Source organism: Nocardia citri (assembly GCF_054065835.1).
Map to the genome: position 1 here is coordinate 782,569 of NZ_JBSUQM010000001.1, position 16,034 is coordinate 798,602.

The following is a 16,034-nucleotide window of genomic DNA, read 5'->3' on the forward strand; positions in this document are numbered from 1 at the left end:
CATGCGATGCTGCTGAGCATCGCGCTGGGAGGGGAGCAGTTTCAGGGATTACAGGATAGGTGAGCTCCTTCATGTTTCGGGTGGTTGCACAACGTCGGCATGAGGAAGCGGTGCGCAGGTGACGGGTCAAGCTCGGGTGCGACCGACACGAACGCGGGGGCAGCGGACGCGTGTCACCACCCTGCCGCAGTTGATGGCGGCCGCCGTCGAGGCGAATCCAGGCGGGCGCGCCGTCGTATTCGCCGATGCCGACGTCACTTCCGTGGGACTGACCTACGCCGAGTTGGATGAGCGTTCGACCAGGCTGGCCCGGCTGCTCATCGATCGTGGTGTCGGACCGGAGGATCTGGTCGCGGTGGCCGTGCCGCGGTCGGTGGATTCGGTGCTCGCGGTGTGGGCGGTGGCCAAGACCGGCGCCGGATTCGTGCCGGTGGACCCGCATTATCCGGCGGATCGGGTCGCGCACATGCTGACCGACTCCAGTGTGAGCTTCGGCCTGACCGTGACCCCGGTCCGCCGCCGTCTTCCCAATTACTCTGAATGGCTATTGATCGACGATCCGATCACCGCGCAACTGCTGCAACGGTATCCGGCGGACCGGGTGACCAATCAGGATCGGGTGCGAGCACTGCACGGCGCACATCCCGCCTACGTCATCTACACCTCGGGATCGACCGGCGTCCCCAAGGGCGTGATGGTCACCCACCAGGGCTTATCCGGTTTCTGCGATGAGCAGCGAACCCGATACCGGGTGACGAGTGCCGCCCGGACACTGCATTTCGCCTCACCGTCGTTCGACGCGTCGGTGCTGGAACTGCTCTTGGCGTTGGGTGGCGCGGCCACCATGGTGGTGGTAGCGCCGAGCGTCTACGGCGGTGCGGAACTGGCCGCGGTGCTGCGGCGCGAGCGGGTGACCCACGCCTTCGTGACGCCCGCGGCCCTGGCCTCGGTGGAGCCCACCGGACTCGACGAGCTGCGGGTCGTAGTGACCGGTGGTGAGGCCTGTCCGCCGCAGTTGGTGCGGCGCTGGGTATTACCGATCGCCGGTGGGCTGCTGCGCGAATTCTTCGATGCCTACGGTCCGACCGAGGCCACCATCGCCACCAATATCACCGCGCCGATGGTGCCGTGGGAGCCGGTGACCCTCGGTCCGCCGATCCACGGCGTCGCCGCGTATGTGCTCAATGATCGGCTGGTGCCGGTACCGAACCGGGTGGTCGGCGAACTGTATGTCACCGGTGCGCAACTGGCACGCGGTTATCTGGGACAGCGGGCGCTGACCGCGAGCCGATTCGTGGCCAATCCCTTCGAACCGGGCACCCGGCTCTATCGCACCGGCGATCTGGTGCGCTGGACCGCGACCGGTGAACTGGAATACCTCGGCCGCAATGACTCCCAGGTGAAGATCCGCGGCTTCCGCATCGAACTCACCGAAATCGACGCGGTACTCGGCGCATACGATCGCGTGGATTTCGCCGTCACCATCGGGCACGAACTCGACAGCGGCACCTCGGTATTGGCCTCATATGTGCACCCCGTCGACGGGCGCGGCGTCGATATGGCGGAACTGAAGGCCCTGGTAGAGCGGAAACTGCCCGCACATATGGTGCCCGCGAGCATTACGGTGCTGGACCGGGTGCCACTGACACCGACGGGCAAACTGGACCGCAAGGCGCTGCCCGCGCCGGTATTCGAGACCAAGGTCTTCCGCGCCCCCGCGACGCCGGTCGAGGAGATCGTCGCGGGCACCTTCGGCGATGTGCTGGGCGTCGCGCGCGTCGGCCTCGACGACGACTTCTTCGAACTCGGCGGCAATTCGCTGCTGGCCACCCAGGTGACCGCGCGGCTGGATGCCGCGCTGGATACCCAGCTGGCGGTCCGCGATCTGTTCCACGCTCCGACGGTCGCCGCCTTCGCCGCGGTGGTGGAACGCACCGCCGGATCCGGCCGGAGTCGACCGCGGCTGATAGCCCGGGAGCGGCCCGAGTCGATTCCGCTGTCGCTGGCCCAGCAGCGATATTGGTTTCTCAACCAGTTCGATACCGAGACCTCGGCGGTGGACAATATTCCGCTCGCCGTGCGGCTCACCGGTGACCTCGACACGACGGCGCTCGGGCTGGCCATCGGTGATGTGCTGTCCAGGCACGAGATACTGCGAACCACCTATCCGAGCAGCAACGGTCGGCCGCATCAGGTCATTCATCCGGTGCCGCAGACGCGGTTCGCCATGGTGCCGGTCGACGTGACCGAGGACGAACTGGTGCGGCGGATCACCGAATTCGCCGTGCTGACCTTCGATGTCACCGTCGAGGTTCCGGTCGCGATCGCGCTGTTGCGCCTGGCACCGCGCGAGCACGTGATCGCGTTGACCGTGCACCATGTCGCGGCCGATGGCGCATCAATGGGCCCGCTCGCCCGCGACCTCATGGTGGCCTATGCCGCGCGAGCACACGGGCAGGCACCGCTATGGCAGCCGCTGCCGGTGCAGTACGCCGACTACGCGCTGTGGGAACGCGAGGTCCTCGGCGACGAGGACGATCCGCAATCGCCTGCCGCCCGGCAGATCGCCTACTGGCGGCGGACCCTGGCCGGGTTGCCCGACCAGTTGGAGCTGCCGACCGACCGTCCGCGTCCACCGGCTCAATCGTTCCAGGGCAAATCGGTGCGGTTCGAGATCTCGGCGCAGCGGCACGCGCGACTGCATGCACTGGCGCGGGCCAATCACGCCTCGCTGTTCATGGTCGTGCACGCGGCGCTAGCGGTGCTGCTGGCACGGCTGTCGGGCGCCGACGATATCGCGGTCGGCACCCCCATCGCCGGACGTGGTGAGCGCGAACTCGACGATCTGATCGGCATGTTCGTCAACACGCTGGTGTTCCGGACCCGGGTGCGGCCCGACGATACCTTCGCCGCGCTGCTCGCCGATGTGCGCGAGCGCGATCTCGAGGCCTTCGCCCATGCCGATGTGCCCTTCGAGCGCGTTGTCGAGGCGCTGAATCCGGTTCGCTCGATCGCCCGCAATCCGCTGTTCCAGGTGGGTCTATCCTTCCAGAACCTGGCCGAAACCACCTTGGAGCTGCCCGGACTATCGGTCGCCACGGTCGATATCGAACTGCAGCTGGCCAAGACGGATCTGCACATCTCGCTGGCCGACCACTACACCGACGACGGGGCGCCCGCCGGGATGGTGGCCGACTTCGGCTATGCCACCGACCTGTTCGACGAGTCGACGGTGCGCGAGTTCACCAACCGGTTCGTGCGGGTACTCGATGCCGTGCTCGCCGATGTGTCGGTGCGGGTCGGCGAGATCGAACTGCTCACCGGCGCGGAGAATGCGCGGATTCTGGCGGACTGGAACGACACCGCGCACCCGATCGATGCGACGGCGACGCTGGTATCGCTGCTGGATGCGACGGTGGCCGCCACGCCGGATGCGGTGGCGGTGGTAGCCGATCAGCCAGGGCGCAAGCTCAGCTATGCCGAACTCGACGCGCGGGTGAATCGGCTGGCGCGGTACCTGATCGAGCGCGGCGTGCGCCCGGAGGACCGGGTGGCCTTGGGCATCGGACGGTCCGTCGATCTGGTCGTCGCCATGTACGCGGTGGCGAAATCCGGTGCGGCGTATGTGCCCATCGATCCCGATCAACCCACCGAACGCGTCGAGCACATCCTGCGGACCGCGCGACCGCTCTGCCTGCTCACCTGCGTGTACGACGGCTTGCACAGCGACGCCGTCAATTCCGTGACGATCGATGAGCTCGACCTGTCGAACTACTCGGACGCCCCGCTCACCGCGCCCGAACGCCGCGGTGCGCTGCTGCCGGGGAATACCGCCTATGTCATCTACACCTCGGGTTCGACCGGGCAGCCGAAGGGGGTGGCGGTTCCGCACGGCGCGATCGTCAACCAGTTGCTCTGGGCGAGAGCCGAATTCGGTCTCGGCGCCGATGATGTGCTGCTGCTCAAGACGGTGGCCACCTTCGACCTGTCGGTCTGGGAGTTCTGGACGGCGGCGGTATGCGGTGGCACTGTGGTCATCGCCGCGCCGGATGGTCATCGGGATCCGGCCTATCTGAACGAGCTGATGGCGCGCGAGTCGGTGACGACCCTGCATGTCGTGCCATCGATGCTGGACGCGCTGTCGATAGGTCAGCTGTCCCGCTCGCTGCGGCGGGTGCTGGCCATCGGCGAGACGCTACCGGCTACCACCGCACAGCGATTCCGCCAGGGCAATGGCGCGCAGCTGTGCAATCTGTACGGCCCGACCGAGGCCGCGGTCTCGATCACCAACCATCGGGTCACCGACGCCGACAGGTTCGCGGTGCCGATCGGTACGCCGGAGTGGAACAGCCAGGTCTACGTCCTGGATTCGCGTCTGCGACCGGTGCCGGTCGGCGTATCCGGCGAGTTGTATCTGGCCGGTGCGCAATTGGCACGCGGCTACTTCGGGCGGACCGATCTCACGGCGGAACGGTTCGTGGCCAACCCCTTCGAATCCGGCGCCCGCATGTACCGCACCGGCGACCTGGTGTCCTGGAACGAGCACGGTGAACTGGAGTACCACGGCCGCACCGATTTCCAGGTGAAAATCCGCGGTTTCCGCATCGAACCCGGCGAGATCGAGACCGCGCTGCTGGCCCGACCCGACGTCGCGCAGGCCGCGGTGGGAGTCGCATCCGATGCGCGCATCGGCGATCGGCTGGTTGCGTATGTCGTACCGGCCGACGGGGCAACCCCGGTGGCGGCCGCCGAACTGAAGGCGGCGCTGGCCGAGGTGCTGCCGTCGTACATGATGCCCAACGCGTTCGTCATACTGACGGCCTTGCCGCGCAATGCGAATGGCAAGCTGGATCGCGCCGCGCTGCCCGAGCCGGAGTTCGAGACCCAGGTCTTTCGCGCGCCCGCAACACCGGTCGAGGAGATCGTGGCCGGTGTATTCGGCGATGTGCTCGGCATCGAGCGCGTCGGCCGCGACGACGATTTCTTCGCCGTGGGCGGAAACTCGCTGCTGGCGACACAGGTGGTGGCCCGGGTCGGCGACGCACTGGATACCAAGGTGCTGGTGCGCTCGATATTCGAGACACCGACCGTGGCCGGCCTCGCCGCCGAGGTCGAAACCCATGCCGGTGCCGGTCGGCGACAGCCGCTGCTGGCCGGGCTGCGCCCGAAGCAGGTCCCGCTATCGTCGGCGCAGCTGCGGATGTGGTTCATCAACCAGTTCGATCCCGGCTCGGCGGCCTATCACATACCGGTGGCGATCCGGCTTTCCGGCGAACTCGATATCGCCGCATTGGGTTCGGCGGTCGAGGATGTGGTGGCGCGGCACGAGGTGCTGCGCACCGTCTACCCGCAGACCGCCGACGGGCCGGTGCAGGAAGTGCTCGCACCCAGCGAGGTGCCGATCGATCTGGTCCCGATTCCGATCGCGGAATCGGATGCGCTGGAGCAGGTACGCCAGATCCTCGCGGCGGGCTTCGACGTCACCGTCGAGGTGCCCTTCCGCGCCACCCTGTTCCGGCTCGATTCCGGTGACCACATCCTGGTATTCGTCGCCCATCACATCGGCGCCGACGGCTGGTCGATGGCACCGCTGGTCCGCGACGTCATGCTGGCCTACTCCGCCCGCAGCGCCGGTGAGCTGCCCGGCTGGGCGCCGCTGCCGGTGCAGTACGCGGATTTCACTGTCTGGCAGCGCACTGTGCTCGGCTCCGAGGACGATCCGGACAGCTTGATCTCGGCCCAGGCCCGGTACTGGCGGAGCGCGCTGGCCGATCTGCCCGATGAACTGAACCTGCCCGCGGACCGGCCACGTCCGGCGCTGCGGACCTTCACGGGCGGGCGCACCGAATTCGAGATCGACCCGCTGGTGCACACCGGCCTGGCGCGTCTGGCCCGCCGACACAACGTCACCATGTTCATGGTGGTGCACGCTGCGCTGTCGGTGTTCCTGGCGCGCATGTCCGGCACCGACGATATCGCCATCGGCACTACGGTCGCCGGTCGCGGCGCGGCCGAACTCGACGACATGATCGGCATGTTCGTCAATACCCTGGTGCTGCGGCTGCGCGTACCCGGCGACCGCACCTTCGGTGAGCTGCTGGCTGATGCCAAAGAGACCGACCTGCAGGCATTTTCGCATGCCGACCTGCCGTTCGAGCGATTGGTCGAACTGCTGAATCCACCGCGCTCGACCACGCGGCACCCGCTGTTCCAGGTGTCGATGTCGTACCTGAACCTTCCCGCCAGCACCTTTGAACTGCCCGGATTGCGGGTGGACACTGTCGATTTCGCCGTCGACACCGCGAAATTCGATCTCGCACTGACCATGTGGGCTCCAGGCACCACCGAGGACAGCCTGCGCGGCGAGTTCAACTTCGCGCGGGATCTGTTCGACGACAAGACGATCGAGACGTTCGCCGCCCGGTTCACCCGGCTGCTCACCGAGATCGTCGCACGCCCCGACGCGGCGATCGGCGACCTATCGCTACTCGGCGCGGCCGAAGAGCAGGCCTTGACTCCGGTGCGGCGCGGCACGGCGCCCGCCGTCCGGCTGCTGCCGGACCTGCTGACCAGCGCGGTCAGCGTCGATCCCGAACACGTCGCGGTGCGGACCGCCGGTCGCTCGATCTCCTACCGCGAACTGGACGAATACTCCTCGCGGCTGGCTCGGGTGCTGATCGATCGCGGTGTCGGACCCGAGACCCTTGTCGCACTCGCCTTCCCGCGTTCCCTGGAGATGGTCGCGGCCTTCTGGGCGGTCGCCAAGACCGGTGGCGCACATGTGCCGATCGACCCGACCTATCCAGCGGACCGGATCCGGCACATGGTGATCGATTCCGGTGCCGTCCTCGGCATCACCACCTCCACCTATACCGAGCGGCTGCCCGAGGAGTCGGCCGAAACCAGCTGGCTCCAGCTCGACGATCCCGCGATCCACGCGGCCGTGGCCGGCCAGTCGCCAGCGCCGATCACCGATGCCGAGCGGCTGGCGACGCTGCTGCCGCAGCATCCGGCGTATGTCATCTACACTTCCGGCTCGACGGGCACACCCAAGGGCGTCACCGTGACCCATGTCGGCATCGGCGGTGCCGTCGCGCAGGCGAGCACGGTGTTCCAGCTCGGACCGCAGCATCGGTTCCTACATCTGTGCTCGCCGAGTTTCGATCCGTCGATTCTGGAGTGGCTGTGCACCTTCCACAACGGGGCGACGCTGGTCATCGTGCCGTCCACCATCCTCGGCGGACCGGAGCTGACCGCGCTGCTGCGCACCGAGCGGGTCACACACGCGATCTTCACCCCGGCCGTGCTCGGCACCGTCGATCCGCGGGGATTGGACGAATTCCGATTCCTGTGTTGCGGTGGCGATTCCACCCCGCCCGAGCTGGTCGCCACATGGCAGCCGGGACGGCACTTCATCAACGGCTACGGCCCGACCGAGGCCACGGTGGCCGCGTCCTGGAGCGAGCTGATCGCCGGAGGGCGCGTCACCATCGGTGGCCCGATCCCGGGAACGCCGATGGTGGTGCTGGATTCGCGGCTGCGCCCGGTGCCGCCTGGCGCGGCCGGTGAGTTGTATCTCGCGGGCACCCTCCTGGCGCGCGGCTATCACAACCGCCCGACGCTGACCGCGCAACGTTTCGTCGCCGATCCGTGGGGTCCCCCCGGTGCGCGGCTGTACCGCACGGGTGACCTCGTGCGCTGGGTCGGCGAAGCGGGCGAGTGGGAGCTCGAATACCTCGGTCGCACGGACTTCCAGCTCAAGATCCGCGGTCTGCGCATCGAATTGGGGGAGATCGACGCGGTATTCAGCGGCCACGACGAGGTCGAGTTCGCCGTCACGATCGGTCGGGAAACCCCGACGGGCGACAAGATTCTCGTCACCTATGTGCTTGCGGCGGCGGGATGGACGATCGATACCGGTGCGCTCACCGAATCGGCCGCGCGCAGCCTGCCGCGACATATGGTGCCTTCGGCGGTGGTGGTACTCGACGAGGTGCCGGTGACCCCGGTCGGCAAGCTCGATCGCGCGGCGCTGCCCGCACCCGATCTCGCCCCGCGCCCCTACCTGGCGCCGATGACCGCGCAGGAACAGGCGGTCGCCGAGGTCTACGCCGAAGTGCTGGATCTGCGGAGATCGGGCATCGACCGCGTCGGCTCCGATGACGACTTCTTCGCACTCGGTGGCAGTTCGCTGGCTGCCGTGCGCGCGGTATACAAGCTGCGCGAGCTGACCGGTATCGAGGTCCAGGTGCAGTGGTTGTTCACCGATCCGACCGTAGCCGCGCTCACCCAGCGCATCATGGCCGCCGACGAAACCGACGCCTACGAATACGGATTGGATGCCGAGGCCGCGCTCGACGTGCTGCTGCCGATCCGGCACGGCACCGGTGAGGCGCTGTTCTGCATCCATCCGATGGCCGGATTGTCCTGGTGCTATACGGGCCTGGCGCAGTATCTGCCCGCCGACCACCCGATCTTCGGTGTGCAATCGCCCGCGCTGTCCGAATCCGACTTCCTGCCGGATTCGCTGGACGCCATAGCGCGACGCTATGTCGAGGAGATCCGCGCGGTCCAACCCGAGGGCCCGTACCGGCTGCTCGGGTGGTCGCTCGGTGGTGCGCTGGCCCACGCGGTCGCGGTCGAATTGCAGTCCGCGGGTGCGGAAGTCGCGCTGCTGGCCATGCTGGACAGCCGCACCGGCGGCAATATCGCCGACTTCTGGGGAGAGCTGCGCTCGGCCTTCGCCGAGCTCGGCATCGGCCCGGACCTGTTGGGCGACACCAATATCCGCAACCTCACCGAAGAGGCGCTGGCGATACTGTATGCGAACATTCCCCCGGAACTGGCGCTGCTGACCCCGCAACGCCTGCGCCAGAGCTACCGTGGCGCGGTGCGCTCGGTGGAACTCGGAATCAACCATCAGCACAAGGTTTTCCACGGCACACTCGACTTCTTCAGCGCCACTGGCCACACCGCCGAATCCCGGGCCTGGCGGCCGTATATCGACGGCACAATCAACGACCATCGGGTCGAGGCGACCCATGAGCTGATGACTTCACCGGCGGCCTTCGCCGAAATCGGACCGGTCCTGGCGACCCTGCTCGCGGGGCATCCCGCACCCGCCGTCGAGGAGGCTGCGGCGCCGACCGAAGCCGAGACATTCGCCCCGATCGAATACGAGTACGCGGCATCGGAGGGACAGCAGTACGCGGCACCGGTGGAGGATCCGGCCGCCTTCGACCACGATTACCCGACATCGGTGCTGATCCCGATACGGATCGATACTCCTGCACCGCCCGCGGACACGGCACCGGCCGAGAGCTTGCCGCCCACGGTCGAGGCACCGGTGCTGGAACTCGACGACGACGAACCCGAGATCGCCGACGAATCCGAGATCGCCGACGAACCCCAAGACCCTCAGATCGCCGACGAACCCGAGCACGTCCCCTTCGCACCGATCCACGACGATCCGATCGAATTCGCCGTCCCGCACCGCCCCGACGAACCCGAAGACGCCCCCATCCCGCTGTCGCTGACCCCGAATGCCGTGCGGCTGTTGGACTCCGGTGTCGAATTGCGCGTCGTCACCCTGGAGATCCCGCCCAATTTTTCACCGGAAGCGGTGCAATTCGCCGTCGATACGGTGCTCGAACAGCATCCGATGCTGTGGGCCCGCCTGCACCGTGACGGTGCGGACACCGACCCGGTCTTCGAGATCCCGGCCGAGGCGCACCGTCTCGACGAGGCTTTCCTCGGCCTGGAATACGGCATCGACCAGACACCGCCGCCGGTCGACGATGTGGTGCGCGCGGTCGCCACCGAACTCGATCCGGCCCATGGCCGCAATATCCGCTTCGTCCTGGTCGGCGGCCGCGAGGTGCCCTCGACCATGGTCATCGTCGCCAACGGCCTCGTCGTGGACGACACGTCCTGGCGCACCATCATCGACAAGCTGTCATTGGCCTGGTCGCGCGGCAGGCACCGCACCCCCGCCGTCCCGGAGTCCGGACTGTCCGCCTTGCTCGAGGTGTTGTCCGAGGGCGCTAGCGGCCCGGCGGTCATCGAGGAAGTGGCGTGGTGGCACCACACCCTGAGCGTCGTCGCCGCCGCCAAGGCCGGTGCCACGAACGCGAACCTGCGCGCGCGGCGCCGGGTCTCGCTGACGATCACCACCGAGGGCACCGCCGCCGTCGTAGCCGCGGCCGCCGCACATGGTGCCGGCGTCGACGAAGTCCTGCTCACCGCCCTCGCTATCGCGCAGATTACCGCTGCGGGTGAAACCGTCACCGAAGCGATCGGCCCGGTGGTCCGGCTGCACGCCGATAGCCGAGCCATGGCCGAGACCTACAGCCTCGTCGGCGCCTTCACCACCGACTACCCGCTCCCGCTGCGGCTGGAGGGGGTCGATATCCAGGAGGCCTTGGTCGGAACTCGCGCGGCGGGCGACGCGATCGAGCAGGTCAAGCGGCTCACCGGGGCCGTGCCGTCCGGTGGTGTCGGTTACGGCCTGCTGCGCTATCTCAATCCGGATACCGCCGCGGCCCTGAGCGCACTCCCCACCGGCCGGTGCGCGCTGCGCTATCGGGATCTGCGCCCGGCGCGCGTGCACACCGACGCACCGGCCACGGATCTGCTGCTCGATATCACCGCCGACGCCACGGCCGACGGCCTGCTCGTGCGCTTCGACTACGCGGCCGAGGTATTCGGTGGTGACGAGGTCAAGACCTTCGCCGAACACTGGATCCGGGCCCTCGGCGGGCTGGCCGAACATGGTCAGCGGATGCGCGTGCGTTGATCATCGATGGCGCGCGAATTCCGGGGCGGCCGTGAGCACAGCTCGCCCGCTCGGGCATGATGGAGCAACATTGCGGTAACGATGTCCACTATCGTGTCGACCAAATAGGCCGTATGGTCGGCCGCGGTACCTGCTCGTGGCCAGGTGCAGCCCCACCCGTAATCACGATACGAACCGAAGGTGTGAAATTGATGCGTAGTCTGATCCGACCTCGCGGCACACGTGCAGCGGCGATGATCGCGGCGGCCGCAGTATTCGCGGGAGTCATATCCGGCTTCGGCGCATCTACCGCGACGGCTGATCCGATCATCGATTCGAAGACGCTGCTGGCGAACCCGGTCGCGCCGGACGGCTCGAAGATCACCAAGGCCGAGTACAAGGACGATCGCAGCATCCGCCTGCAGGTCTACTCCGCGGCCATGGATCGGACTTTCCCGGTCGACGTGCAGCGCCCGGCCGACGCCTCGGTGCCGCGTCCGGTGCTGTATCTGCTCAATGGTGCGGGCGGCGGCGAGGACAGCGCGTCCTGGGTGGCCAAGACCGATGCGCTGAAGTTCCTCGGCGACAAGAATGTCAATGTGGTCCAGCCCATCGGCGGCAAGTGGAGCTACTACACCGACTGGATCAAGGACGATCCGGTACTCGGCCGCAACAAGTGGAAGACCTTCTTCACCGAGGAGCTGCCGCCGCTGATCGACGGCGCGCTCGGCACCAACGGCGTCAACGCCATCGCCGGCCTGTCCACCTCGGGCACCACCGTGCTCGCGCTGCCGATCGCCAAGCCGGGCCTGTACAAGGCCGCTGCGGCCTACAGTGGCTGCGCCCAGACCAGCGATCCGGTCGGCTCCGAGTTCGTCAAGCTGACCGTCGAGACCTGGGGCGGCGGCAATGTCGAGAACATGTGGGGCCCGGTCGGTGGGCCGGACTGGGTGGCGAACGACCCCTACATCAACGCCGAGGGTCTGCGCGGTACGGATCTCTACATCTCGAGCGGCAACGGTCTGCCCGGCCCGTACGACACCCTCAACGGTCAGTACACGCTGCCCGGTCCCGGCGGTCTGGCCAACCAGATCCTGATCGGTGGTGTCATCGAGGCGGGCACCAACTACTGCACCAATAACCTGAAGACGAAGCTGGATTCGCTCGGCATCCCCGCCACCTTCAACTTCCAGCCCAACGGAACCCACTCCTGGGGCTACTGGAACGACGAGCTGCACGCCTCCTGGCCCACCCTGGCCAAGGGCCTTGGCATCTGAGCACCGCCTCATAAGCACCGGGGCCCCGATCCGTTGGGATCGGGGCCCCGGTGCTTTCAGCGGCACGCTGCCATCGCTGAGAGACGGCCGATGTCGCAGTTGGCTGCCGTTCCTACCGACCGCCCGGTTGTGCGCTATCGCACAATCAGGCGGTTCCTTTTTATGGATATTGCTAAATAAAAAGTTCGGGAAGCCGTAAAATTCTGTTGCATGAGTACAACCCTGGTCGAGTCGGCGCGGAATGCGACGACCCGGGCAAGATCCGTCGGTGCCTTGCTCGGACCGGCCTTCGTAGCGGCCATCGCCTACGTCGATCCCGGCAATGTGGCGTCGAATATCAGCGCGGGCGCCCAGTTCGGCTACCTGCTCGTGTGGGTCATCGTGATGGCCAATGTGATGGCCGGACTGGTGCAGTTCCTCTCCGCGAAACTGGGGTTGGTCACCGGAATGTCGCTACCGGAGGCGGTGCGCTACAAGTCGAGTCGTCCAGTGCGCCTTGCCTATTGGGTGCAGGCGGAGACCGTCGCGATGGCCACCGACCTAGCCGAGGTGGTCGGCGGCGCGATCGCGCTGAAGCTGCTGTTCGATCTGCCGCTGCTGGTCGGCGGGCTTATCACCGGTGTGGTCTCGATGGTGCTGTTGCTGGTGCAGAACCGCCGCGGGCAGAAGCCGTTCGAACGGGTCATCACCGGCCTGCTGGCCGTCATCGCCATCGGCTTCCTGGCCGGCGTGGTGATTTCGCCGCCATCGCTCTCCGGCGCAGTCGGCGGTCTGCTGCCGCGGTTCCAGGGCACCGAGAGTGTGCTACTCGCGGCCGCCATGATCGGCGCGACCGTCATGCCGCACGCGGTGTACCTGCATTCCGGACTGGCCCGCGATCGGCACGGTCAGCCCGAGGTCGGTCCGCTGCGGGCCCGGTTGCTGCGGGTCACCAGATATGACGTCGGACTCGCCATGGTGCTCGCGGGCACGGTCAATCTAGCCATGCTGCTGATGGCCGCGAACACCCTGCGCGGCCGCGAGAATGTCGACACCCTCGAGGGGGCGCACGCCGCCGTCGGCGATGCGCTCGGCCCGATCGCCGCTCTGCTGCTCGCGATCGGCCTGCTGGCCTCCGGTCTGGCATCGACATCGGTCGGCGCGTATGCCGGGGCGATGATCATGGAGGGGCTGCTGCATCGCAAGATTCCGCTCCTGGTCCGGCGGCTGGTCACCCTGATCCCGGCCGTCCTGATCCTCGCCGCCGGTATCGATCCCACTCGTGCACTGATCATTTCGCAGGTCGTGCTGTCATTCGGCATCCCCTTCGCGCTGATCCCGCTGGTCCGATTCACCAGCGACCGCGTACTGATGGGCGCCGACGTCAACCACCGGGTGACCACCGCCCTGGCCTGGCTCGTCGGCATCGTGATCAGCCTGCTGAACGTGGCCCTGATCTACCTGACCGTCGCGGGCAACTAGATGAGTAAGTCCGAAGTCCTTGTGGGTCTCGAGCGCTCGTAGCGCTGACCGCCCCTGCTCCGCTGGTGTGAGCGATCGATCCTCCGACCGACCCAGGTCAAGAGCTGGTAGCCGAGATCGGGCGATCGGTACTGATCGGGCGTGCTCGGTGCAGGCACTCCTTCAACTGGTGTAAGTAGTCGTCGAAGGACTCCTCCGGGCCCCACACCTGGTACGCGGTGTTCTGCGCCGCGAATGCCACGTTGAGTTGCAGAGTGGCGGCGAGGGAGTCGCCTGCCGGGACTCGCGATGTCAGCCACGCGCGCAGGTCGGAGAGGAACTGTTCGCCGACAACGTCCCAACTCGACTTCGCCAGGGCCGGCGAGTGGGCCTGCAAACGTCGCTGCATCGGCAGCCGATCGCCGATGAGTTCGTTGAAGCCGATCAGTATCGCAGCCAGTGAGTCCCACAGGGACTCATCGGCAGGACGGGCCGCCATCAGCGCTCGCCAGAGATCGCGTTCCTCGGGATCCTGATCGAAGACGGCAGCTTCCTTGCTGGCGAAGTAGTTGAAGAAGGTGCTACGCGAGACTCCGACAGCGGCAGCGATCTCCTCGACGCTGACGGTCTCGAACCCTCGCTCGTCGAACAATTGCAGCGCTGCGGTCCGGATTGCGCGCCAGGCTGCCAATTTCTTACGTTCACGCAGGTTCACCGACTCATCCTCCAGGCCCGAGTATAGAGAACCGAACGCGGTGCTCTATTCGAACGCCATTGACGTTTTTGGATCGCGCAGTGCTGGGCTCTCGCGTCGGTACACGACTCATCATCTCAGATTGAGTGTACATAAATGGACTCAGTCGTAAGTTGCACTCAGTACAAGTTTGTCGTATGGTCGAGCCTGTGCGGATGGCTGAGCACATCACGCAGGTACGACCTGGACTCGGGCCGATGGCTGACTGGGTGATTCGCGTAGATCGCATCGCGAAGATCGCAGCCTGTCGTTGGCCGACGCCGGTGAAGGCGCGACCATGCTCGGCTATCCGTGTGTCGAGCCGGCCCTGTGTTCGTAGCAGGCCGTGCTCGAGCGCAGTCCCATCGCCAGAACGTGAATTGAGCGCATGGCGCGGCTGTCATCCCACTACGCAAGGACGAAACCATTATGAATGCAGCTTCCGGAGCTCCTCTTACCGCCGAAACCGTGGGCTCGGAGGAGTCGCTCAGTCCCGGTTATGACACGGCGACCAGGGACGATATCGAGTTCAACAAGGACTTCCGACACGGCTTCAGCACTATCGACGACGTGCAGATGCACTATGTCATCGGTGGTAACGGCCCGCAGGTGATGGTGCTGCTGCACGGCTGGCCGCACAGCTGGTTCGTGTACCGCGAGATCATGCACTCGTTGCTGCCCGGTCGTACGGTTATCGCCGTTGATCTCCCGGGCATGGGCGACTCCACCGGGAATCCGTCTTCGATGGCCAGAACGGTCCTGGCAACCTACGTTCATCGGCTGCTCGAGCACTTGGGCTACCGGGAGAACGTGCAGTTCGTCGCGCACGACTTCGGTGTGGGTGTCGCCTACGCGCTGGCTGCCCAGTACCGCGAGCAGGCATCGGGGCTGTTCCTCATGGACTATGTGCTGCCCGGCAAGAACCTGAAGGCCGCCGCCCTCGAATCGCTGCTGTGGCACTTCTCCTTCAACCGGCAGAACCCGCTCGCGGAGGAACTCGTCACCGATCGGGTGCATTCCTACCTCGCCTACTTCTTCAAGTCGTCGAAGTCCGGCATCGTGGAGCCCGTTTCCGATCTCGAGATGGCCGAGTGTGTCCGGGTGTACTCCCGTCCGCAAGTCCTGCACGCCGGATTCGAGCTGTACCGCGTCTGGTCCCAGGATGAAGCCGATAACACTGCGCTGCAAGCTACTCCGCTGACCATTCCGGTCCGCCTTCTCACCCAGTCCGGTTTCCTCCCGATCATGCTGCCGGCCCTGCACGACGCCGCACCCGAGGCCACCGGCATCGACATCCCTGATGCGGGCCACTATCTCCTCCACGAAGTACCGGACCGCGTAGTGGCCGAGATCAACTCTTTTTTCCCCGCCACCTCCTGACCGCTTCCGTCCAGCGGCCCGAGCGCGCGTCCGGGCCCCTGACGTACCCGGGCAGGCGCGTCCACTCGCGGCGGCGTCCGACGGCGGCTTCCTCGTGGGAAGAAAGTGGGTGACCCACTGATATGGACGGGGCCGGGCCCCGGCGCGAGTCCGGTGGCAGGGTTGCGCGGATAGTGACCGGGAGTTCGTCATCCGGCTGTCGGGCGCTGGCCGTCGCCCTGTCCTCTTGTGCGATTCCCTCGAAACCGTGGGTTGCCAGAACCCATAAGCGCCTTCCTGATAGCTCGGTCGCCGCCGTCCTGCGGGGATACGCTGTCGTTGACGAAGTCAACCCGCGTTACTCGGTGCCGGGATGCTGGCGGATGGTGATGGCTGATGGGCGAGGATGATCCGTTCCGGACGGTCCGTGACCTGGTCGAGCCGGTCACGA

General features: G+C 66.5%; 5 protein-coding genes. 4 read left to right on the forward strand and 1 reads right to left on the reverse strand.

Annotated features, from left to right (window positions below; genetic code table 11):
• The first annotated feature begins 118 nt into the window (after positions 1-118).
• The 3 genes from ACW2Q0_RS03695 to ACW2Q0_RS03705 all read left to right on the forward strand — a co-directional run bounded on the left by ACW2Q0_RS03695 (position 119) and on the right by ACW2Q0_RS03705 (position 13,512).
• The gene (locus tag ACW2Q0_RS03695) at positions 119-10,795 is read left to right on the forward strand and encodes an amino acid adenylation domain-containing protein (RefSeq protein ID WP_457186011.1); all 10,677 of its coding nucleotides are present in this window, start codon (positions 119-121) and stop codon (positions 10,793-10,795) included.
• A 233-nt stretch (positions 10,796-11,028) separates the two neighbouring features.
• Complete coding sequence (locus tag ACW2Q0_RS03700; protein ID WP_457186132.1) at positions 11,029-12,051, forward strand: alpha/beta hydrolase; 1,023 nt, start codon at positions 11,029-11,031, stop codon at positions 12,049-12,051.
• Positions 12,052-12,261: 210 nt separating this feature from the next.
• A complete protein-coding gene (locus tag ACW2Q0_RS03705) occupies positions 12,262-13,512 on the forward strand; it encodes an Nramp family divalent metal transporter (RefSeq protein WP_457186013.1) in 1,251 nt (416 codons plus the stop codon).
• Positions 13,513-13,609: 97 nt separating this feature from the next.
• Here the strand turns inward: ACW2Q0_RS03705 and ACW2Q0_RS03710 are convergent, their stop codons facing one another.
• On the reverse strand, positions 13,610-14,206 hold the full coding sequence (locus ACW2Q0_RS03710; protein ID WP_457186015.1) for a TetR family transcriptional regulator: 597 nt from the start codon (positions 14,204-14,206) through the stop codon (positions 13,610-13,612).
• Positions 14,207-14,653: 447 nt separating this feature from the next.
• Here ACW2Q0_RS03710 and ACW2Q0_RS03715 point away from each other — a divergent pair, with 447 nt between their 5' ends.
• Entirely contained in the window at positions 14,654-15,604 is a 951-nt protein-coding gene (locus ACW2Q0_RS03715) for an alpha/beta fold hydrolase (RefSeq protein ID WP_457186017.1), read from the forward strand.
• Positions 15,605-16,034: the final 430 nt, after the last annotated feature.

Coding starts and splice junctions, on each gene's coding strand:
- ACW2Q0_RS03700 (WP_457186132.1), top strand. CDS start 11,029: ATGATCGCGGCGGCCGCAGTATTCGCGGGAGTCATATCCGGCTTCGGC.
- ACW2Q0_RS03705 (WP_457186013.1), top strand. CDS start 12,262: ATGAGTACAACCCTGGTCGAGTCGGCGCGGAATGCGACGACCCGGGCA.
- ACW2Q0_RS03715 (WP_457186017.1), top strand. CDS start 14,654: ATGAATGCAGCTTCCGGAGCTCCTCTTACCGCCGAAACCGTGGGCTCG.